The 20,712-nt window shown below is 59.8% G+C and carries 17 protein-coding genes; 9 read left to right on the top strand and 8 right to left on the bottom strand.

Features of this window, described 5'->3' with window-relative positions; translation table 11 throughout:
* Positions 1 to 66 precede the first annotated feature (66 nt).
* Together IE061_RS13295 and mpl are read right to left on the bottom strand one after the other, a co-directional pair.
* Positions 67 to 681 carry a flavin prenyltransferase UbiX gene (locus IE061_RS13295; RefSeq protein WP_081192891.1) on the bottom strand — a complete coding sequence of 205 codons (615 nt, stop codon included), beginning with the start codon at positions 679 to 681 and terminating at the stop codon, positions 67 to 69.
* Positions 674 to 2,074, bottom strand: a complete 1,401-nt coding sequence (gene mpl, locus IE061_RS13290) for a UDP-N-acetylmuramate:L-alanyl-gamma-D-glutamyl-meso-diaminopimelate ligase (RefSeq protein WP_193461821.1) — start codon at positions 2,072 to 2,074, stop codon at positions 674 to 676. The genes IE061_RS13295 and mpl overlap by 8 nt, the downstream gene beginning before the upstream one ends.
* Before the next feature lie 220 nt (positions 2,075 to 2,294).
* On the opposite strand from mpl, the gene IE061_RS13285 reads away from it, so the two are divergent.
* Positions 2,295 to 2,684 carry a glutaredoxin family protein gene (locus IE061_RS13285; protein WP_016914112.1) on the top strand — a complete coding sequence of 130 codons (390 nt, stop codon included), beginning with the start codon at positions 2,295 to 2,297 and terminating at the stop codon, positions 2,682 to 2,684.
* Between the two features lie 24 nt (positions 2,685 to 2,708).
* Here the strand turns inward: IE061_RS13285 and IE061_RS13280 are convergent, their stop codons facing one another.
* Positions 2,709 to 3,194 (bottom strand): hypothetical protein, encoded by a 486-nt coding sequence (locus IE061_RS13280; RefSeq protein WP_193461820.1) that lies wholly within the window; start codon positions 3,192 to 3,194, stop codon positions 2,709 to 2,711.
* A gap of 288 nt (positions 3,195 to 3,482) precedes the next feature.
* Here IE061_RS13280 and IE061_RS13275 point away from each other — a divergent pair, with 288 nt between their 5' ends.
* The 7 genes from IE061_RS13275 (at position 3,483) to pepQ (ending at position 11,543) form a co-directional block, all read left to right on the top strand.
* Positions 3,483 to 5,054 (top strand): ABC transporter substrate-binding protein, encoded by a 1,572-nt coding sequence (locus IE061_RS13275; protein WP_193461819.1) that lies wholly within the window; start codon positions 3,483 to 3,485, stop codon positions 5,052 to 5,054.
* Positions 5,055 to 5,200: 146 nt separating this feature from the next.
* Positions 5,201 to 6,250 carry an ABC transporter permease gene (locus IE061_RS13270; protein ID WP_016914115.1) on the top strand — a complete coding sequence of 350 codons (1,050 nt, stop codon included), beginning with the start codon at positions 5,201 to 5,203 and terminating at the stop codon, positions 6,248 to 6,250.
* Complete coding sequence (locus IE061_RS13265; protein WP_193461818.1) at positions 6,247 to 7,191, top strand: ABC transporter permease; 945 nt, start codon at positions 6,247 to 6,249, stop codon at positions 7,189 to 7,191. Before IE061_RS13270 ends, IE061_RS13265 begins: the two co-directional genes overlap by 4 nt.
* Positions 7,192 to 7,198: 7 nt before the next feature.
* Positions 7,199 to 8,215 carry an ABC transporter ATP-binding protein gene (locus IE061_RS13260; protein WP_016914117.1) on the top strand — a complete coding sequence of 339 codons (1,017 nt, stop codon included), beginning with the start codon at positions 7,199 to 7,201 and terminating at the stop codon, positions 8,213 to 8,215.
* Positions 8,212 to 9,267 carry an ABC transporter ATP-binding protein gene (locus IE061_RS13255; protein WP_016914118.1) on the top strand — a complete coding sequence of 352 codons (1,056 nt, stop codon included), beginning with the start codon at positions 8,212 to 8,214 and terminating at the stop codon, positions 9,265 to 9,267. Before IE061_RS13260 ends, IE061_RS13255 begins: the two co-directional genes overlap by 4 nt.
* Positions 9,268 to 9,316: 49 nt before the next feature.
* A complete protein-coding gene (locus tag IE061_RS13250; protein ID WP_100731378.1) occupies positions 9,317 to 10,228 on the top strand; it encodes a LysR family transcriptional regulator in 912 nt (303 codons plus the stop codon).
* A gap of 10 nt (positions 10,229 to 10,238) precedes the next feature.
* On the top strand, positions 10,239 to 11,543 hold the full coding sequence (gene pepQ / locus IE061_RS13245) for a Xaa-Pro dipeptidase (protein ID WP_081138902.1): 1,305 nt from the start codon (positions 10,239 to 10,241) through the stop codon (positions 11,541 to 11,543).
* An 82-nt stretch (positions 11,544 to 11,625) separates the two neighbouring features.
* Here pepQ and IE061_RS13240 read toward each other — a convergent pair whose 3' ends face one another.
* The 5 genes from IE061_RS13240 to IE061_RS13220 form a co-directional block, all read right to left on the bottom strand.
* Complete coding sequence (locus IE061_RS13240; RefSeq protein WP_189463575.1) at positions 11,626 to 12,237, bottom strand: OmpW/AlkL family protein; 612 nt, start codon at positions 12,235 to 12,237, stop codon at positions 11,626 to 11,628.
* A gap of 568 nt (positions 12,238 to 12,805) precedes the next feature.
* A complete protein-coding gene (locus tag IE061_RS13235; protein ID WP_230478468.1) occupies positions 12,806 to 14,470 on the bottom strand; it encodes a diguanylate cyclase in 1,665 nt (554 codons plus the stop codon).
* The gene (locus IE061_RS13230) at positions 14,460 to 14,852 is read right to left on the bottom strand and encodes a response regulator (RefSeq protein ID WP_081192875.1); all 393 of its coding nucleotides are present in this window, start codon (positions 14,850 to 14,852) and stop codon (positions 14,460 to 14,462) included. Before IE061_RS13230 ends, IE061_RS13235 begins: the two co-directional genes overlap by 11 nt.
* Positions 14,849 to 18,037, bottom strand: coding sequence for a response regulator (locus IE061_RS13225; protein ID WP_193461816.1), 3,189 nt, complete (start codon positions 18,035 to 18,037; stop codon positions 14,849 to 14,851). The genes IE061_RS13230 and IE061_RS13225 overlap by 4 nt, the downstream gene beginning before the upstream one ends.
* Positions 18,024 to 19,757: a sensor histidine kinase gene (locus IE061_RS13220; RefSeq protein WP_193461815.1), complete on the bottom strand. Its 1,734-nt coding sequence runs from the start codon at positions 19,755 to 19,757 to the stop codon at positions 18,024 to 18,026. Before IE061_RS13220 ends, IE061_RS13225 begins: the two co-directional genes overlap by 14 nt.
* A 185-nt stretch (positions 19,758 to 19,942) precedes the next feature.
* On the opposite strand from IE061_RS13220, the gene IE061_RS13215 reads away from it, so the two are divergent.
* The gene (locus IE061_RS13215; protein WP_193461814.1) at positions 19,943 to 20,707 is read left to right on the top strand and encodes an SDR family oxidoreductase; all 765 of its coding nucleotides are present in this window, start codon (positions 19,943 to 19,945) and stop codon (positions 20,705 to 20,707) included.
* Positions 20,708 to 20,712: the final 5 nt, after the last annotated feature.

Below are 20,712 nucleotides of genomic sequence, written 5' to 3'. Positions count from 1 at the left end.
TGGTGAACGGTGGCGAAAGTCATTGATATGGCGAATCGTAGGCACAAAAGTGTGGCACCGCCGGGATTACCCTTCGCCCCAGCGTGGCATCAAGCGATGCTCGATGCCCAGCTGGTTGAGAATCCGCGCGACGATGAAATCGATCAGATCCTCCATGGACTGAGGGCGATGATAAAACCCCGGCGCGGCAGGCAGGATCACCACACCCAGGCGACTCAGAGTGAGCATGTGCTCCAGGTGAATGGGAGAAAAAGGACTCTCCCGGGGCACCATGACCAGCGTGCGCCGCTCCTTGATCGCCACATCGGCGGCACGCTCGATCAGGTTGTTGCTGGCCCCGGTGGCCACCGCAGAGAGGGTGCCGGTGGAACACGGGCAGATCACCATGGCGGAAGACGCGCCGGAGCCCGAGGCCACGGGGGCCATCCAGTCTTCACGCCCAAAGCAGCGAATTTGTCCGGGCCTGGCACCGCTTTGCGCCACCAGGGCCTCCTCCAGTCGCTGAGGCTGAGCAGGCAGCGATACCTCCGTTTCCGTGGCAATGACCATATGGGCCGCCTTGGAGATCATGACCCACACTTCATGGCCCGCCTCGACCAGCACGTCGATCAAGCGCAGGCCATACTGCGCCCCCGAAGCGCCCGTCAGCGCCACCGTCACAGGGGGGTTGAACTCACTCATCGGATACTCCTGTTGCAGGGTTTGCCGCTGTCAGCGCCGCCAACAGGCGCTCATGAACACCATCGAAACCACCGTTGGACATCACCACGATCCGGTCGAGCGGTGACGCCTGGGTGACCACTGCCTGTACCAATGCATCGATATCCCGATACAGCGACGCCCGCGACCCTTGCGCCTCTACCAGAGAGTCCATCGACCACTCCACGCCAGCAGGCTGGAACCAGAAGCTGTGATCCGCATCGGCAACGCTGTCGTTCAGACGTTCACGCAGCGCGCCCAGCCGCATGGTGTTGGAGCGCGGCTCGATCACGGCCAGCAGCCGCCCCCGCGGTGTGGCGGCACGCAAGCCCTGCAGCGTGGCGGCAATGGCGGTGGGATGGTGGGCAAAGTCGTCGATCACCTGAATGCCGTTGACCTCGCCACGCACCTCCTGGCGACGACGGGGCGTCTGGAAGCGTGCCAGCGCCGCGCAGGCACGCGGCAGGTTCACCCCGCACAGCCGTGCGGCCGCCAGGGCGGCCAAAGCATTGCGGGCGTTGTGCTCCCCCGTGAGCGACCACTCCACCACGCCGTCCTCCTCGTCCTGCTCACGGCTATACAGCACCTGAAAGCGGCTGGCGTCGGCATGCTCCAGACGCAGCTGCCACTGGCTGTCGGACTCGCTGCCAAAGCGGGTGACCGGGCTCCAGCTGCCCATGGCCAGCACACGATCCAGCGCGAGCTGCTGGTCAGCCACCAGCAGATGCCCCTTGCCTGGCACGGTACGCACCAGGTGGTGGAACTGGCGTTCGATGGCGGCCAGGTCGGGAAAGATATCGGCGTGGTCGAATTCGAGGTTGTTCATCACGGCGATCGTCGGGCGGTAGTGCACGAACTTGGAGCGCTTGTCGAAAAAGGCCGTATCGTACTCGTCCGCCTCGACCACGAACGGTGCTGCTGCGCCTCCTAGCCTGGCCGACACGCCAAAGTTGCGCGGCACACCGCCAATCAGAAAGCCGGGCTCCAGGCCTGCGCTCTCCAGCAGCCAGGCCAGCAGGCTGGCCGTGGTGGTCTTGCCGTGGGTGCCCGCCACGGCAATGACCCGGCGGCCCGGCAGCACGTACTCCGCCAGCCACTGGGCACCCGAGGTGTAGCGCAGGCCGCTATCAAGCAGCGCCTCGACTTCCGGGTTACCGCGTGAGAGAGCGTTGCCCACCACTACCAGGTCCAACGGGCCCTGCAGGTTGTCGGCGCGATACCCCTCCATCAGCGTGATGCCCGCCTCGGCGAGCTGAGTGCTCATGGGCGGATACACGTTCGCATCCGACCCACTCACCTCGTGCCCCAACTCACGGGCCAGCAGCGCAAGACTGCCCATAAAGGTGCCGCAGATACCAATCACATGTAAACGCATGGGCGAGCGCTCCTTCCATGACCCTGACAACGGACTGAAATATCAGCCTAAATGCATACATTAGGGGAAAGATTATCATGCCCGGGACGCCAGCTCATCTGGTTCCCTTCGCGACACCCGGTATCAGGGCAGGAAAGTGACAACGGGTGGCTTTTGATGCAGGATGCGGCACCTATCATGCCTTAAACACCCCGCTGCGCTGGCGAGAGGAGCTTTTATCATGCGCATTATCGTTCGTTACTTTTTCCGTGGCCTTCGCGTGCTGCTGGCCCCGGTGATGCTAGTGTCGGAAAAACTCTCCACGCCGCGCTCGGTGGAGCGCAGCGCCGAGGAGCAGGCTGAGGTCGACGCGGCCTGTGAGGCATTGGCGCTGTATCAGTTTCGTAGCTGCCCTTTCTGCATCAAGGTACGCAAGGAGATGGCGCGGCTTGGTTTGAAGATCGAACTGCGCGATGCCCAGTTGGACCCGGACCACAAGCAGGCCCTGCTGGAAGGCGGCGGCAAGGTCAAAGTGCCTTGCCTGCGCATCGCCCATGAAGACGGTCGTGAAGAGTGGCTGTATGAGTCCGATGAGATCAATCGCTGGCTACATCAGCGCTTTGGGGCCTGATTTGGTGCCTTAGTACCTGCCACGTCAAAACTCGACCTTGCGGGCCGTCACGTCGAACGTGACGGCCAGGCTAACACCCTCTTCCACAAGAGGGTCAGCCTCCGGGCTATGCTGTAGCGCCAGCGGCCCCTCGAGGGTGCCCTGAAGATGTAACCGGCTGCCTTCGCGCTCCACCCGAGCAAGCACCACGGTCAGCTCGTCATCGGTGGCCGTGTAATACGGCGGGTGAACGGCATCGCCGATCAGATGCAGTACTCGGGCATTGGTGAGCCGCTCATCAGTCAGCACCAACTGAATGAGCAACGCGTCTCGGGCCACCCATTTCTCCGGGTCCCGGTAGCCGGTCATCTCCACCACCCAACGGTCTCCCTCTTCGATGAACGTGGCACTGGGCTCGCTGCTGGGATCGAGGATAAACCACTGCTGGTCCTCTCCATCCAGCGTCCCTGTGATCCCTGCAGCTAGCTCGCTGGCAGCCGCCCAGCCTGTCATGGCCAGCAAAACAGTCATTAGTAACGGTTTAACACCTTGTATTTTCATTACCTTTCCCTTGTGGCTTACCTGCCGGGCACTTTTGCACGACCGCATGATCACGACTTTAGTCTTACAGCAGATGCCGTGGCGGCCGCGCCAGCCCCGATCATTCAGTAGATGAATGAGGCCTGTCATTATTTCGATTGTGTGTCACAACCACCTGTCTCTATGTTGTCAGGATAGCTTACGAGCTGACCGTGTCTGTTTTGTGGATGGGCCATCCGTCGACAAAACGAACAATAAACAATACACATGGGAACGATCATGACGCTGAAAAAGACACTACTGGCCACTGTCGTGGGTGCTGCCATGGCAGGCACCGCACTACTGCCGCTGACTGCCAGTGCAGAAACCCTGCGCATCGGCTACTCGGCCGACCCTGAAACCCTCGACCTGCACGAACAGCTTTCCGGCGGTGTCCTGCGCTTCTCGCATCTGGCCTTCGACCCCCTGGTGCGTTGGACCAAGGACTTCCAGTTCGAACCGCGTCTGGCCACCGAGTGGAAACAAGTAGACGACACCAATGTACGCATGACCCTGCGTGAAGGCGTTACCTTCCATTCCGGTAACCCGTTCACTGCCAAGGACGTGGTCTGGACCATCGAGCGCTTGAAAGAGAGCCCGGATTATCGCGCCATTTTCGAGCCGATCGCCAGCGCCGAAGCGGTCGATGACTACACCATCGAAATCACCACCACCGAGCCTTACCCGCTGCTGTTGAACCTGGCCACCTACATCTTCCCCATGGACAGCGAGTTCTACACGGGTGAGACCGACGACGGCAACGACAAGGCGGAAATCGTCAAGGCAGGCAACTCGTTTGCATCGCGTAACGTTTCCGGCACCGGGCCCTTCGTGGTCACCGACCGTCGCCAGGGCGTTCGCGTCGACTTCGAACGCTTTGAAGACTACTGGGACACCGAAAGCGAAGGTAACGTGACCAGCATCGTGCTGACGCCGATTGCCGAAAACGCCTCCCGCGTGGCGGCCCTGCTGTCCGGTGGCGTCGATTTCATCGATGCCGTACCGCCCAACGACCTGGACCGTGTGCGCGATGCACAAGGCGCCAATCTGGTTGAAATCCCCGGTACGCGTATCATCGGCTTCCAGCTGAATGAAGAGCGCGTCGAGGCTTTCCAGGATGCACGCGTGCGTCAGGCCGTCGACCTGGCCATCAACCAGGAAGGCATTGCCGACCGTCTGATGCGTGGCTTTGCAACGCCTGCAGGCCAGTTCTCACCGGAAGGCTACTCCGGCTATAACGCGGACCTGGTACCTCGCTACGATCTGGAGCGTGCTCAGGAGCTGATGGCGGAAGCGGGCTACGAAGAGGGCTTCAGCGTCGACATGATCGCTCCGAACAACCGCTACGTGAACGATGCGCAGATTGCCCAGGCCGTGGCCAACATGCTGGCGCGTATCAACATCAACGTTAACCTGCGCACCATGCCGCTGGCCCAGTACTGGCCGGAGTACGACACGCGTCAATCCGACATTGCCATGATCGGCTGGCACTCGGACACCGAAGACACCGCCAACTTCTTCCAGTACCTGTCGTTCTGCATCGACACCGAGAGCGGTGCCGGTCAGTACAACTACGGCAGCTACTGCAACGAGGAAATCGATGCGCTGGTAACCCAGGCCGACAGCGAAACCGACCTGGAAAAACGTGGTGAAATGCTGCGTGAAGCCGAAGCCATGCTGTACGAAGACGTTGGTTTCATCATGCTGCATTGGCAGAACCTGGCCTATGCCGCCGCTGACGGCATCGACATCGAGCCGGTGGTCAACGCCACCGACTTCCCCTACCTGGGCGATCTGGTGATTACGCGTTAATCACCCCTTAACGACATAACCCACGCAAGGACGCTTCGCTCTCCAGGATTCAGGAGGGCGAAGCGTCGTGCATGACGCGACCCGCCGGGCAGCGTCATGCCTTGCCCTGATGTTTAGTGAAACTTTCCACACAGGTGGCGTACGCCATGATTGCTTTTCTAATCAAGCGGCTGATGCACGCAATATTGGTGATGTTTGTCATCAGTGTACTGGCCTTCGCCATCCAGGATAACCTGGGTGACCCTGTACAGCAGATGGTCGGACAGTCGGTCCCCGAAAGTGAACGTGAAGCCATTCGCGAACGGCTGGGGCTCAACGACCCCTTCCTGGTGCAATACGCACGCTTCGCCAGAAACGCCCTTCAGGGCGATTTCGGCTACTCCTATTTCTACCGTGAACCGGCGCTGGAGGTGATTGCTCGCCACTTGCCTGCTACCCTCGAGCTGGTGTTCGCGGCCACGCTGATCATCGTATTGTTCTCTGTTCCCATCGGGGTATACAGCGCCATCAAACCGCGCTCGCCCATCTCGCGCTTTTTCATGGGGGCCTCGATCATCGGCATTTCGATACCGGTGTTCCTGACCGCCATCGTACTGATCCAGATTTTCTCCATTGGCATGACCGTTTCGCTGTTCCCGGAGGGCACCGCCTGGGGCGCCTGGCTGAACAGCGCGCTCTCTACCCAGGGCAACATGCCCTCCTTTGGCCGTGGCTATGATTTGGTCCACGTGGTCGGCCACTGGGATACCAACCTGGTCACCTGGGACGGCATCAAGCATCTGGTGCTGCCTGCAGTCTCGCTGGCCTCCATCATGCTGCCGCTGTTCATCCGCCTGATTCGCGCCGAAATGATGGAAGTACTGCAATCGGAGTACGTGAAGTATGCCCGCGCCAAGGGTATTTCCATGCGCCGGGTCTACTTCGTGCATGCGCTGAAAAACACCATGCTCCCGGTGATTACCGTGGGGGGCGTTCAGATCGGTACCATGGTGGCTTATACCATTCTGACCGAAACCGTGTTCCAGTGGCCGGGCATGGGACTGATGTTCCTGGATGCCATCAACCACGCCGACATTCCGCTGATCGTCACTTATCTGATGATCGTCGGGGTCATTTTCGTGGTGACCAACACCATCGTGGATTTGATCTACGGCTTCGTGAATCCCACCGTTAAACTGACTGGTAAGCCCGCATGACAACGTCCACTCCTCCCTCAGCCCCCAGCCGCTGGGAGCGCTTGCGCGACTCTTTCCTGTGGTACAGCTTCAAGCGCGACCGTACCGCTCAGCTCTGCCTGGCCGTGTTCATCTGCCTGGTGGTGGCGGCCTTCGCGGCGCCACTGCTGGCCCCTACCGACCCCTACGACCTGCGCCAGATCGACATCATCTCGTCGGAACTGCCGCCGTTCTGGATCGACGGAGCCGACGAGCGCTACACCCTGGGCACCGATGCCCAGGGGCGCGACCTGTGGTCGATCATTCTGTACGGCACGCGGGTATCGCTGCTGATCGGCTTTGGCGCGGTGGCACTGCAAGCCCTGCTGGGCGTGACCTTTGGCCTGATGGCCGGTTATCTGGGCGGGCGAGTCGATGCCTTCCTGATGCGCCTGGCAGACATTCAGCTGTCGTTCTCGACGCTGATGGTGGCCATCGTGGTCGGTGCCGTGGTGAAAGCCACCATGGGCAGCGCCTTCTACAGCCAGTACGCCGTGCTCATGCTGATTCTGATCATCGGACTCGCCGAATGGCCGCAGTATGCGCGTACCGTGCGCGCATCGGTACTGGCAGAGAAGAACAAGGAGTACGTGGACGCCGCCCGCGTCATGGGGCTGCGCAGCCGACGCATCATGTTCCGTCATGTGCTTCCCAATACGCTGTCGCCGATCTTCGTCATCTCCACCGTTCAGATCGCCAACGCGATCATCTCCGAAGCGGCGCTGTCGTTTCTGGGGCTGGGCATGCCGGAAACCCACCCGTCGCTGGGTTCGTTGATCAAGGCGGGCTTCGACTACATTCAATCCGGCTCCTGGTGGATCACCATGATGCCCGGCGCGGTATTGGTGGTGCTGGTGCTGTCGATCAATCTGCTGGGCGACTGGCTGCGCGATGTCATGAACCCACGACTGTATAAAGGCTGAAGACACCATGGCACTTCTTGAAGTCTCACAACTGGATGTTCGCTTTGCCCTGCGTCAGGGTGAAGTCCGCGCCTTACGGGATGTCAACTTCACCCTGGAGCGAGGCGAACGGCTAGGCATCGTCGGTGAATCCGGCGCGGGCAAATCGGTGGCAGCCTTTTCACTGCTCAACCTGATCGCACGGCCCGGATTCATTGCCGGTGGCAGCATCACCTTCGAGGGTAAAACCCTCAACACCATGTCCGAGCGGGGCCTGCGCAAGGTGCGCGGCAATCGTATCTCGATGATCTTCCAGGACCCGATGATGACCCTCAACCCGGTGCTCTCGATCGGTGAGCAGATGGTCGAGTGCCTGAAAGCGCACCGCCGCATCTCCACCCGCGAGGCCCGGGCCATTGCTCTGGACAAGCTCAAACAGGTGCAGATCCCGTCGCCGGAAAAGCGCCTGGACCAATACCCCCACGAGCTTTCCGGCGGCATGCGCCAGCGTATCATCATCGCCATTGCGCTCCTGTTGGACCCCGACATCATCATTGCCGATGAGCCGACCACCGCGCTGGATGTCACCATCCAGGCGGAAATCATGGCGCTGCTGCTGGAGCTTTGCGAGCAGCACAACGTGGGCCTGATCCTGATCACCCACGACTTGGGCGTCGTCAGCCAGGTCACCCAGCGCATGCTGGTCATGTACGCAGGCCGCGTGATCGAGCAGGGGCCGACCCGTGAAATCATCAATGACCCCCAGCACCCCTACACCCAGGGGCTGATCAACGCCCTGCCCCAGATGGCCACCCCCGGCGAAAAACTGAATCAGATTCGGGGCAGCATGCCGTCGCTTTCCAACTTGCCCACCGGCTGCGCGTTTCATCCCCGCTGCGACTTTATCCTGCGCAGCGACGGTCAGCCGCGCCCGGCGTGTACTCAGCAGGTGCCCACGTTCGTGGAGTCAGGCAACTGCCGCGTTGCCTGCCATATGGTGGCTGAAATGCTCGAAGATCGCCGCCTGAAGGAGGAGAGCCTATGAATGCCCAGGCCGACACACGCCCAACGACCGCTCCCGCTACGGCCAGCGATACGCTGCTGGAAATACGCGATCTGAAAAAGCGCTTTTCGCTATCGGGCGACTTTCTCGAGCAGCTGCGCTTCAAGGGCGGCAAGCTGGTTCGTCATCAGGAGTACGTGCACGCCATCAACGGGGTCAACCTGGAGATCAAGCGTGGCGAAGCGCTCTGCGTAGTCGGCGAATCCGGCTGCGGTAAATCCACCGTAGCACGCACGGTGATGGGGCTGATTACCCCCTCCGAAGGCGAAATTCGTTACGGCGGCGAGCGCATCGACCATCTCTCCACCCGTCAACTGCTGCCTTATCGCAAGCGCATGCAGATGATTTTCCAGAACCCCTACGCGTCGCTGAACCCGCGCATGACGATCCAGCAGACGCTGGAAGAGCCGCTGCGCCTGCACCACCCAGACTGGAACCGTCAGCAGATTCTCGACAAGGTGGAAGAAGTGATGCGCTCGGTGGGCATCGACCCGGACTGGGGCAAGCGCTTTGGCCATGAGTTTTCCGGTGGGCAGCGCCAACGCATCGCCATCGCCAGGGCGCTGGCCGTGGACCCGGAATTCATCGTGGCCGATGAGCCCATCTCGGCTCTGGACGTATCGATCCAGGCCCAGGTGCTGAACCTACTGATGGACGCCCAGCGTGACCGCCACCTCACCTACCTGTTCATCACCCACGACTTGGCGGTGGTCGAGCACTTCGGCACCCGCGTGGCGGTGATGTACCTGGGCACGGTGTGTGAAGTCGCCACCACGGCCACGCTGTTTGCCAAGCCGCGCCATCCCTATACGCAGGCGCTGCTGTCGGCCATTCCTCGGCTGGAAGATGACCGCCCCCAACACATTCGCCTCTCCGGTGAAGTGCCGACGCCGGTCAATCTGCCTAGCGGCTGTGTCTTTCATGGCCGCTGCCCCCATGCCAACGCCCGCTGCAAGCAGGAGATTCCGGCATTGCAAACACAGGATGACGGCACTCGCGTGGCGTGCCACGCTGTCGAGGAGGGGCGCTTGTAATGGCCCGCTTCATTCAGGCCTCACGCGAGGCCGTCTTGCGAGGTAAGGCATGGAAATTCGCTGGCTAGAAGACTTCATTGCCTTGGCCAGAACGCGACACTTCTCCCGCGCTGCCGACGAGCAGCACGTGACACAGCCTACTTTTTCACGGCGCATCAAGCTGCTGGAAGAGGAAATGGGCGTGACGTTGATCAACCGACAGACCCTGCCACTGTCGTTGACCCCAGCGGGAGAAGAGTTCCTGACGCTCTGCGAACAGGTCACCGAGCGCGTGCGCCTCACCAGAGAGCGCGTTCGGGCGATCAGCGCTGGCCAACAGCGCCGCATCATGGTGGCTGCCCCACAAAGTCTGCTGGCCCACTTTTTGCCCGAATGGCTGGCCCAACAGGGTTGGCAAGAGCGTGTGCAGCCCTACTTGCGCGCCACGGGCTGGGTGGCCAGCGACTATTTTCAGGCACTGGCCAGGGCCGAATGTGATCTGGCCATCTGCTACTGGCCCGTGGGCCGCTGCGATCTGGACATCGACACCAGCAGCAGTACCTATCGCGTCATTGGCCAGGAGCGGCTGATACCCGTGACGGGCCTGACCAGCGATGGGTCGCCCTGCACGCAGCTACCTGGCACGCGCCAGCAGCCGGTGCCCTGGCTTGCCTACCCCAAACGCGGGCTGTTGGGTTCGGCGGTCAAGGCACACCTTGCCCGCCTTCCCCATCCGACCTACCTGACCGCGCAGAGCGAGAACCTCTACGCCGCAGGCATCAAGGAACTGGTACTGTTGGGCTACGGCATGAGCTGGCTACCCGAACGCAACGTGGCCAGCGAACTGGCTAGCGGCCAACTGGTGCGCGCAGGCGACAGCCGCTGGGACGTGCCCATGGAGTTGAGGCTGTACCGTCACCACCAACACCACCACGCAGAGCTGGACAGCTTATGGAGCGAGCTCCCTCCCCTACGACCCTAAAGGAAACCCCATGTCTGCATCACTGAACGCACGACAGCGTGAGCATATCGCGCATCTTCGCCAGGCTTATAGCCAGTTGCTTGAGCACCATCAGCTGGATTGTCTGGCCATTTACAGCGGCCACGCCCGCTACCATTTTGCCGATGATCACACTACCACCTTTCAGGCCTACGGGCATTTCACCCACTGGGTAGGGTTGGCCGATGTTCAGCACAGCTGGATCGTGGTGCAGCCCGGTCAGCGGCCTCAGCTCTATATCTACGCGCCAGCCGATTTCTGGCACTTGCCCACCCAACTGCCGGAAGAGCCGTGGGTAGCCGAATTCGACGTGCATTTGTGCAGCGACAAGATCACCCCGCCGCTAGCGGGCAACGCAGCCGTGATTGGTGATATCGAGACCCTGGAGAGCGTTTCTGTGCTCGCCAACTCCGCACAGCTGCACCCCGCCGCCCTCGTCCGTGCGTTGGATGAGCTGCGCATGTACAAGACCGCCTATGAGATTGCCTGCCTGAGGGAAGCCAATCGTCTGGCCGTTGCCGGGCATCAGGCCGCCAAGGCGGCGTTTGTGGGCGCCGCCAGCGAGCTGGACATTCAGTTGGCCTACCTGCAAGCCAGCCGACAGCTCGAGTCGGACGTGCCCTACCAGAACATCATCGGGCTCAATCAGCACGCTGGCGTACTGCATTATCAGCATTATGACCTGAGCGCCCCCAGCCAGCGCCACAGCTTGTTGGTGGATGCCGGGCGGCGCTTTCGCGGCTACGCGGCGGACATCACCCGCACCCACGCAGGCCCCGATGCCCCGGCCGCCTTTGGCGAGCTGGTCACTGCCCTGCACCACCTGAAAGATCAATTGATCCAGCACGCCGCGCCCGGCGTGGAGTTTGTGTCGCTCCACGAGCAGATGCATCGCTATCTGGCCGAAATTCTGGTGCAGCACGGGCTGTACGAAGGCAGCGCGGAGAGCGCTATCGAGCTGGGCGTGACCCGAGCGTTCTGCCCCCATGGCTTGGGCCACTCGCTGGGCATCCAGGTGCATGACGTGGCGGGGCTGATGCACTCCGATGGCACGCCAGCGCCGCCGCCACCGCAACATCCGGCGCTACGCCTGACGCGCACGCTGCGCCCCGGCATGGTGGTCACCATCGAACCCGGGCTCTACTTCATTCCCATGCTGCTGGCACCGCTGCGCCAGCAGGGAATTGCCGTCAACTGGGCCACGGTGGACGCTTTGGCCGCCTGCGGTGGTATCCGCATCGAAGACAACATCGTGATCACGGAAAGCGGTTGCGACAACCTGACACAACTACATTAGTGCCAGGTAAGAAAACGCCCGGTTCCAATGAAGGAACCGGGCGTACCTTGGCGATTAACCGCCAGACTTGGAAACGTTAGGCTTAGAAACGGTAGGTAATACCACCGCCGACGGTGACGGGCTCGATATCCACTTCACCGACACGGCCTACGCCCTCCAGGTTGATGTCGGAATTGACGTCGGCGTAGCTCACATAGCCGTTCAGCATGATGTTTTCGGTGACAGCCAGATCAAGGCCTGCCTGACCGATGACGCCATAGCTGCTGTCCACGCTCAGGCCTTCCGGCTCACCCGAGAAGCGAGTGTAGTTCAGGCCCACGCCCACATAGGGCTGGACGCGAGAATCCAGGCCACCCATCGGGTAGTAATTGACCAACAGATTCACCGGCAGGCGATCAACGCTGCCTACGTCGCCACCCGGGCGCGTATTCAGGTCATGCTCGAATTTCTCGGAGCTGTTCAGCTCCATGCCGATCTTGTCGGTGAACAGGTAACCCGCACCAAAGGTAAAGCCACGGGCGCTTTGCACGTTCAGGTCCGCATCGCCCACGTTGCCGTTACCAGAGCCGGTATCTGTTTGGGCAACACCGCCACGCACGAACACATCACCCGCTTCGTAGGCCATGACGGCTTGGCTTGCCATGACAGCGCTGGCAGAAACAACGGCGGCAGTCATCAGTTTCAATTTGCTCATCAGGGTATCCTCTTGCGTCTTCCTTGGGGGGTAAGTGCCGGATCACACCAGCTATCCTATACAACATATACCATACGAACACTGTTTCCAAATTTCCTGTGAAATTTTATTATAGGTTTTTGGTCTCTGATAGCTTTTTTTAAAGAGGCATACCATCAGGCACGCAGGTGCCCTCACGGTGGGTATCTGGGCAAGTTGCCCCGATACCCATCGTAGCCAAACGACAGGATGACAAACGACAGGCATAAAAAAAGTCCCCCGAAGGGGACCCAGGTGGAGCACGCCAGCTCACTCGTTGTACCGTGCGACAGATCGCATCGGCATGGCAAAGAAGGGAGAGCTTCAATAATCCGCTGGTCAGGCTAACGGTGAAGACTCTATTCATTTGCCGCTTGCCTAATATATAGCGAGCAACGTGCCAATATTATATAAATAAATTAAAAACAACATCTTATAAAAATTTACACCTGTTTCTCGTAGGATCCTCAGCGCCAGGAAGCATGGTTCGCACCAATGGTGCGCAGGAACTCAGGTTTATGCTTCATAACGACGCTTGCCCCCCACGGTATCAGCTGCACACCTGATTGCGCCCACCGCGTTTGGCGCGATAGAGCGCTTCGTCGGCCAGCACCAGTAACCGCTCCCTGTCACTCTCTGCCACGTCCAGACTGCATACCATGCCCGCCGAAAGCGTACACGCAAACTCCTGCCCACCTTGGCTAAAACGCAAGCGCGAAAAGTATTCGCGGACATCCTCCAGACGTTTTCGACCATCTTCGGCACTGCAATGGGGCAGCACCAGCAGGAACTCCTCCCCCCCATAGCGACCAATCATGTCGGTTTGTCGCAGACGCTGACGCAGTAGAGTGGCTACCGAGGCAATCACCACATCGCCAATGGCATGCCCATGAGTGTCATTGACCGATTTGAAGTGATCAATATCGACCATGGCCACCACCACAGAGTAGGCCTGGCGATAACTTCGCGAGACCTCATTGATTGCGGCACTCTTGATGCTGGCGTGCTTCAGCAGCCCCGTCAGGCTGTCCTTGTTCAGCAAAGCCGATAGCGTACGCGAACGCGCCACGCGTACCCGAATCGAGGCCACCAGCTGCGCGGCCTGGATGGGCTTGGTCAGGAAGTCGTCAGCGCCATGGCTCAGGGCATCCACCTGCTTGCCCAGGTCGGTTTCCGCCGACAGGAAAACGATGGGCAGGCTGCTCCACTCATCGTACTGTCGTACCACCGATGCCAGGTCCGGGCCATCGTAGTCGGGCATGTGCACGTCCATCAGCAGCAGTTCGGGACGGAATGAATGCAGTTGGTCGAGGATATGGCGAGGGTTGTCGAGAATTCGCACCTCCATGCCCGCAGCTTCCAGCACCAGCTGGTAGTACGCCGCCAGCTGCTGGTCATCATCCACCACCAGAATGCGGGCAGGTGGCGCCTGGCGTTCTTGCAGCAGTTGCTCCAGCCGATTCACCAATTGAGGAATGTTGACCGGCTTCAGGAAGTAGCCACGGGCATTGAGCTGGGCAGCGCGCATGCGCGCATCGAAGGTATCACTGTCGCTGATGAACAGAACGGGACATGATAACGCCTGCAAGGGTGCCAATTGTCCGTCGTTGGTCATGGCATCTGCGATCACCATATCCGGAGTGCCCGTCGCCATCTCCTTGCAGGCATCCATGACATCGGTGAACAACCGCACCGAATAGCTGAAGTTGATCAACTGCTCCTGAATCCGCCGCCCCAGCTCGCGATCCTCTTCGATCAGCCAGATGGTGGCCGTGGCACTGACTTTTTCAGCGCTGACATCGACCGACATGCCTGGCTGCTTGTTAGGCATCAGCTCCATTTTCATGGCGTGGAGCTGATTATTGACCGCATCGATCAGCGGCAAATCCAGCGGCTGGTCATTCTCTTCCAGCCAGCGTTTGAGGCCGGCTTCCAGGGTGCGCGCCTGCTGGCCGATACCGTCAAACCCAAAGGTACCCGCCGAGCCTGCCAGCTTGTGCAAACGGCGATAGACGTTTTCCAGCACCTCTTCGTGCACCGCCCGCAGGTCAGCGTCGTTGGTCACCATGCCAGGGGTGAGCAGCTGCTGACGAACCTCCTGATGCAGCGCGCTCATGGCGTCACACAACGAGGTCAGTTCGTTTTTCAAGCTGTGCTGATAATTTTGCCGTAATAGTGTCAGCTTCTGTTCCAGCGTCTCGGAATCACTTTTCACCACACGCTTGCTCCCAGAGAGAACGCACCTGGGGTGCCAGGGTCATCGGGTCGAAGGGCTTGGCGATCACGCTTTCTGCCCCCAGGGCAATGAGCTGCTCGACTTCATGCGGTTGCACTTTGGCGGTCATGAAAGCGACCGGCACGTTCGCCAACGCCGGACGTTGCCGCAGCGCGGCCAGGGTGGATGGCCCATCCATGCCCGGCATCATCACATCCAGCAGGATCATGTCGGGGGCAAAGGCCTCGGCCTCAGCCAGCGCCTGCTCTCCCGACGAGCACACCTTTACCGTCAGCCCTCCCACGACCTCCAGCGCCAGCTTGGCCACTGTTTGGATATCGGGGTCATCCTCGACATATAAAACCCGTTCTAGAACATTCATTCCTTACCTTCCATCAGAGCCAGCTGCGTACGTTGTTGAACCGCCTCGAGCAATTGCTCAGAGGTGATACGCGATTTTAGAAATACCGCCTCGACCCGGTGTTGATCTGCCTCACTGATCGACTGTCCGGACAAAATGATGATGCTCGCCTCCGGTTGCTGCTGACGGATCTGCTCCAGCAGTTCCCAGCCATCCCCATCGGGCAACCCGATATCCAGAATCACGGCATCATAACGCCGCTGCCCCAGCGCCCGACGGGCCATGGCCACGTTGATCGCGTGCTCGCAATCCGCGTGAGGGCTCAACATCGTATTGATAACCGCATGGAGGTCCGAGTCGTCTTCGATATGCAACAGAGAGAGTCGCGTCGGCTGGGCATGCAGCTTTTCACTCAGCAACGCCAGCAGGTGGTGAACCTGGATAGGCTTGGCCAGCCAGGCAATATCTTCCAGATAGCCCTCCAACGCCACCTGCCCCCGCTCTACCGTGCCGGTCACGACCAATACCGGCGTGTGCTGGGTGGCGTGCTGTTCACGTAGCGCGTGGATGACCTCAAAGCCACTCATGTCAGGCAGCCCTAGATCGACAGTCACCGCACCGTAGCGATGCCGCGCCAGCTTTGCCAGCGCAGAAGCGCCGTCATAAGCTAGATCCACCCGGTATCCGGCCTCGGTGAGGGTGTCCTTGAGCACCCGAGCCACGGAAGGATCGTCTTCGATCACCAGCAGATTGGCCGTGGTATCGGGCTCACTTTCCCGCCCCACCCCTTCAGAGGGATGCAGCGGCAGTGTGAACCAGAAGCAGCTGCCCTGCCCCTCCTGCGACACAAAGCCAATCTCGCCCTCCATATGCTCGACCAGCTCGCGGGTAATGGCGAGCCCAAGGCCCGTTCCCCCCTTGGCACGGGAGTCGGAGGCGTCTACCTGGGCAAATTTAGTGAAGATCCTGGACTTGAAATTATCGGGTATCCCTGGCCCCTGGTCGGTCACGCTCACCCGGACCTTGTCCGACTGCTTTTCCACCACGATACGAACTTCTCCGCCCTCGGGGGAAAACTTGACGGCGTTCGACAGCAGGTTGGCCAGCACCTGCTGCAAACGCTGGCCATCCACGCGCACCTGACTGTCAGGGTACGGGTTATCCAGCGTCAGCGAGACATGGCGCTCGTGGCGATAATGACGATTCTCTTCGATGGCGCTTTCCAGCAGCCGGTGCAGCGGCTGCCATTGCATATCGAAGGCCAGCTTGCCTGCGGCAATTTTTTCGATGTCCAGCAGGTCATTGATCAGGTGGGTCAGACGCTGGCTGTTCTTGTGGGCAATGGTGACCATTTTCATGACCGTTTCCGGCACGCTACCCAGAGCCCCGGCCGTCACCATGCCCAAGGCGCCTGAAATCGAGGTCAGCGGTGTACGCAGTTCATGGCTCACCGTGGAGATGAACTCGTTCTTCATCTGTTCGATGCGCTTGGATTCGGAAATGTCTTCGGCAATGCCGAGGAACCCGGTAATACCGCCCTGCTGGTCACGTATGGCGGTCACCACCAGCTTCACCGGCAGGCGGTCTCCCGAGCGGGTGATATATAGCCACTCCTTACCGTCGCGCTTGTCCATGGCAGCGCGGTGCGTAAATACGTCAAAAGGTGCCAGTGAAATACCCAGGCTATGGCTGAGCTCCTGCAAGCGCTGTTCTACCTCGTCGGCGTCATGAAACAGCAGCGGCGTGTTCAGCCCCACTACCTCACTGGCTACGTAGCCCAGCATGTTTTCAGCACCACGGTTGAACAGCGTGATCTTGCCCTGGGGGTCCGTGGCAATGACAGCGAAATCTTCCGCGGCATCCAGCACCGAACTCAGCATGTCGTTGCTGCTCGCCAGCGCCTTCGTTCGCTGCTCTACTTCGGCTTCCAGGTTGCTTTGCGAATCTCGCAACTGCTTGAAGGCACCGCTCAGCTCTTGGCTCATCTCTCCCAGCAGTCTCGAAAGGGTGTGAAACTCATCGATACGACTGCGTGGCAGCGTCGGTACGTTGCCGCTGGCAATAGAGGAACTAAGGGTCTTGCCCGCCCTGGCCAGTTGCAGCAGTGGCTGACTGATCAAACGGCTGAGCAATTCGGCCAACACAACCCCCACGACGATGACCGCTCCCAGCATCATGAACAGCACGATACGGTAGGCCTCCATGACACGTACCGTGGGCAGTGCGGCGGTTTCGAGCACGACGCGATCGGCCTCTGTATCTCCCTGGAGTGGCACGTCCAGCACATAGTGGCCTTGCGAAAACCGCCACGCCGGCGTTTCCAACCGCCCCGGCAACCACATGGAGATACGCTCATTGATCGGCCTTAGCTCATCACCGAGCTGCAGGTCGAGTGACCTCAAGATACCCACTTGGCCAAGCAAACGCCCACTGGCATCCAGCACGCCGATGTCGACACCACTGGAGCCTCGCACCCGATTGAGATGGTAGGCGATGCGTTGCTCGGCCTCAGGCTCTGCCAACCTCTCCTGAAGCTCATTGGCATGGGAAGTCAGCGTCTGCTCGACGAACCCCTCCTGGGCCTGGCGCATCGAGTACCCTTCATACAGCACCAGTGGAATTCCCGTCAACAGGGTGACCGATAGCAAGGCGCAGAACAGTAGGTGGCGCAGCGCCAGCAGTGGCGCGGCCGTAGGCAGCCAAGGCCGTTTGGACAAGCCACTCAGGACCAGAATCACGCTGGCGATGACCGTGTTCAGAACACCATTGACGGCTTGCTTCAAATAGACCAGCTGCGTTAGCTCTTCGGACCAGCCCAACAGGTAGGGGAAAAAGATGAAACCGATAGGCGCCGCCACCACGGTCCAGAAAATCAGACTCGCAATGATCAGGTTTTTGACGACGTAACGATAAAGCAGTGACACCACGACGGCTTCGAGAATGAAAATCGCCACGGTGACCGGGTTTTCCCAGAACACATAGGTATAAGCCCCAGCCAGCGTGCCAATCAGAATAGCGGGCCAAGTGCCTAGCCAGGCAATGGCCAGCATCACGGCCACCGACCCGAACACGAAATATACGTTGAACAGCACCGACAGTTGCAGCATGTTGCCAATGATGCCCGCCATCAGAAGTGCCGCTAACAGTCCCAAACCTGCATTACGAGAAACACCGCTCGACCAGCTTAACTGATTAGTGAAGTGCACGATCTTGTTCCTCTACCCAAGGAAACGTGACATGAAACGTACTGCCCTGCCCCTGTTGAGAGGTGAAGCCAATACTGCCTCCCATGTGCTCGGTGATCGCCTTGCAAATTGAAAGTCCCAATCCCGTTCCTCCCTTCACGCGTCGGTCACTAGAATCTGCCTGGGAGAATTTTTGAAATACCCGAGGCTTGAACTCGTCCGGAATGCCACATCCTGTATCCCGGACATTGATTCGCACGTTTTTATCATGCTCCTTACAAAATATAGTGACGCGCCCCCCAGATAAAGAAAATTTAGCAGCATTGGAGAGTAAATTCGCCATGACCTGCTGAAACCGTAGAGTGTCCACATGGATCCAGCGCTCCTGCTCCAGGGGCTTCAATACAAAGGTCACATCATGTTCGGTGGCATAGGGCTGGTTCTCCTGAACGGCCGCGTTCAGCAGTGCCCCCAAGGGTTGCGGGTGACAAACGAAGTGCAGTTTACCTGCCAGCAGTTTCTCGATATCCAGCAGATCATTGACCAAACGTGCCAGGCGCTCGCCGTTTTTCAACGCCAAGGTCAGCATCTGCTGTGTGTGCTGGGGCACCGCACCCGTGGCACCCGCCATGACCAGCTTGATGCTGCCAGTCATGGCCGTCAGCGGCGTACGCAGCTCATGGCTCACGGTAGAGACGAATTCGCTTTTCATGGCATCGACACGCTGGCGGTCTAGGGCGGCCCCGACCCAGCGGCTGAGCAATTTCAGGAACAGCTCGTCACTCTTGGCAAATGCCTGTGCCCGCGGCGCTGCCGATGAAAAACTGATGGTGCCGAAAGGCTGATCCCCCAGGCGAATGGCACTACCAATGTAGGCTTCCAAGCCAAACGCGCTGTAACAAGGGTGGTGCCGAGCGTTACCTTCACTGGCGTGTTCGAAGGCCAGCACGCCCGGCTGCTGTAGCGTCATGTCACAGTAGGTATTGGCCAGCGGCAGGCATTGGCCAGCGTTCAGCGGTACGTCAAGAGGCGCCTGCACCGCCACGACCTCGAACACGCCCTGCTCGACGCGGCTGACGATACCGATCTGCATCCCCAGATAATCGCACCCCAACGTTAGGCTGGCATTGAGCTGTTCTGAAATGCTCAGGGCAGACGATGTGCTGATTTCGTTCAAGGCGGTCAGGGCGCTGACCAAGCGGCGCTGCTGCTGTTCGGCCTGTTGAAGCCGCTCACGGGCGCGCCGAATGGCGGCCAGTTCCTGCTCCAAGGCAGTGCGATTGATTTCTTCTTCGACACACGCCGCCAAATCGAGCAGTGCCTGACGTTCGGAGAGGGACAAATGGCGAGGTTCAGGGTGAATGATGCACAACGTACCCACGCGAAAGCCGTCTGACGTCGTCAGTGGCATACCAGCATAGAAACGTATTCCACCTCGCGTGGTCACCAGCACGTTCTGGCGAAAACGTGGATCCAGGCTGGCGTCTTCGACTTCGAAGATGCCATCGGTTTGAATGGCATGAGCGCAGAAAGACTCTTCTCGACAAGTCTGCGTCAAAACGAACCCCTGACGGGACTTGAACCACTGCCGCTCCTCATCCACCAGAGAAACCAGCGCGATATCGACCCCAAATAGCTGAACGGCGAGCCGTGTAAAGCGATCGAAGCGCTCTTCGGGTGGCGTATCCAATAGCGCCAGATCATGCAGTGCCTGAAGCCGCGCCTGTTCACTCTCCACCATGGTCAACCTCTCAATTGGCTTTCACACACCCTTGACCCGACGCTTACGGAGCGTTTGATATCCTTCAACATGTTTAACTCTATGCATTAAAGTAGGTGCTGTCTTTAGCTGTGTAGATATTTTACATTTGGCTCCGCGAACGCACGTTTCCCCTATTCACTTGGCCTTCAGGCGGTAAAATTGTCATGGTGCAGCGTAAAGCAGTGTATGTGACGGGCGGTGCCCAGGGGATTGGTCTGGGCATTGCGAATGAACTCCTCTCCAACGGCCACCAGGTGGCCATCGTCGATATCGATGCAGAGGCGCTGCGCGCTGCGGCGCAGCGGTTGAAACAGTACGACCAGCTACTGGTTCTGGAAGCTGACGTCAGCCAAGAGGAACACATTGCCCGCACGCTTGAACGTACCGTGCAACACTTTGGCAGGCTGGATGGTATCGTCCATAACGCGGGCATCGCCGATCCGTTTCATGGCACGATCGAACAGCTGACACTGGAAACCTGGCAAGCCTATTTGAATACCAACCTCACCGGCGCGTTCTTCTGCGCCAAGCATGGGGCGGCGCATTTGCGGCCCCATGGAGGCAGTATCGTGCTGATGGCCTCGTCCCGGGCCCTGCAATCCGAGCCCGACACCGAAGCGTATGCGGCCAGCAAAGGTGGCATCGTGGCCCTCACCCATGCGCTTGCCGTGAGCCTTGGCCCGGACATTCGCGTCAACGCCATCAGCCCAGGCTGGATCGAAGTGGGCGACTGGCAAAAGCCCAGCCGCCAGCAGCCGGTGGAGCACCGCGCCATCGATCGTGACCAGCACCCGGCTGGGCGCGTGGGCACGCCCCAAGACATCGCTGCCCTGACGCGCTTTCTGCTGTCCGACGAGGCCGGGTTCATCACCGGTCAGAACATCGTGGCCGACGGCGGCATGACCCGCAAAATGATCTACGCCGAGTAGCGACC

This window comes from Vreelandella hamiltonii (assembly GCF_014651795.1).
GTDB lineage: Bacteria > Pseudomonadota > Gammaproteobacteria > Pseudomonadales > Halomonadaceae > Vreelandella > Vreelandella hamiltonii.
The sequence above is the reverse complement of the archived record's forward strand: the minus strand, read 5'-3'. Positions and strand labels throughout refer to the sequence as shown.

Coding starts and splice junctions, on each gene's coding strand:
- IE061_RS13295 (WP_081192891.1), bottom strand. CDS start 681: ATGAGTGAGTTCAACCCCCCTGTGACGGTGGCGCTGACGGGCGCTTCG.
- mpl (WP_193461821.1), bottom strand. CDS start 2,074: ATGCGTTTACATGTGATTGGTATCTGCGGCACCTTTATGGGCAGTCTT.
- IE061_RS13285 (WP_016914112.1), top strand. CDS start 2,295: ATGCGCATTATCGTTCGTTACTTTTTCCGTGGCCTTCGCGTGCTGCTG.
- IE061_RS13280 (WP_193461820.1), bottom strand. CDS start 3,194: ATGACTGTTTTGCTGGCCATGACAGGCTGGGCGGCTGCCAGCGAGCTA.
- IE061_RS13275 (WP_193461819.1), top strand. CDS start 3,483: ATGACGCTGAAAAAGACACTACTGGCCACTGTCGTGGGTGCTGCCATG.
- IE061_RS13270 (WP_016914115.1), top strand. CDS start 5,201: ATGATTGCTTTTCTAATCAAGCGGCTGATGCACGCAATATTGGTGATG.
- IE061_RS13265 (WP_193461818.1), top strand. CDS start 6,247: ATGACAACGTCCACTCCTCCCTCAGCCCCCAGCCGCTGGGAGCGCTTG.
- IE061_RS13260 (WP_016914117.1), top strand. CDS start 7,199: ATGGCACTTCTTGAAGTCTCACAACTGGATGTTCGCTTTGCCCTGCGT.
- IE061_RS13255 (WP_016914118.1), top strand. CDS start 8,212: ATGAATGCCCAGGCCGACACACGCCCAACGACCGCTCCCGCTACGGCC.
- IE061_RS13250 (WP_100731378.1), top strand. CDS start 9,317: ATGGAAATTCGCTGGCTAGAAGACTTCATTGCCTTGGCCAGAACGCGA.
- pepQ (WP_081138902.1), top strand. CDS start 10,239: ATGTCTGCATCACTGAACGCACGACAGCGTGAGCATATCGCGCATCTT.
- IE061_RS13240 (WP_189463575.1), bottom strand. CDS start 12,237: ATGAGCAAATTGAAACTGATGACTGCCGCCGTTGTTTCTGCCAGCGCT.
- IE061_RS13230 (WP_081192875.1), bottom strand. CDS start 14,852: ATGAATGTTCTAGAACGGGTTTTATATGTCGAGGATGACCCCGATATC.
- IE061_RS13220 (WP_193461815.1), bottom strand. CDS start 19,757: ATGGTGGAGAGTGAACAGGCGCGGCTTCAGGCACTGCATGATCTGGCG.
- IE061_RS13215 (WP_193461814.1), top strand. CDS start 19,943: ATGGTGCAGCGTAAAGCAGTGTATGTGACGGGCGGTGCCCAGGGGATT.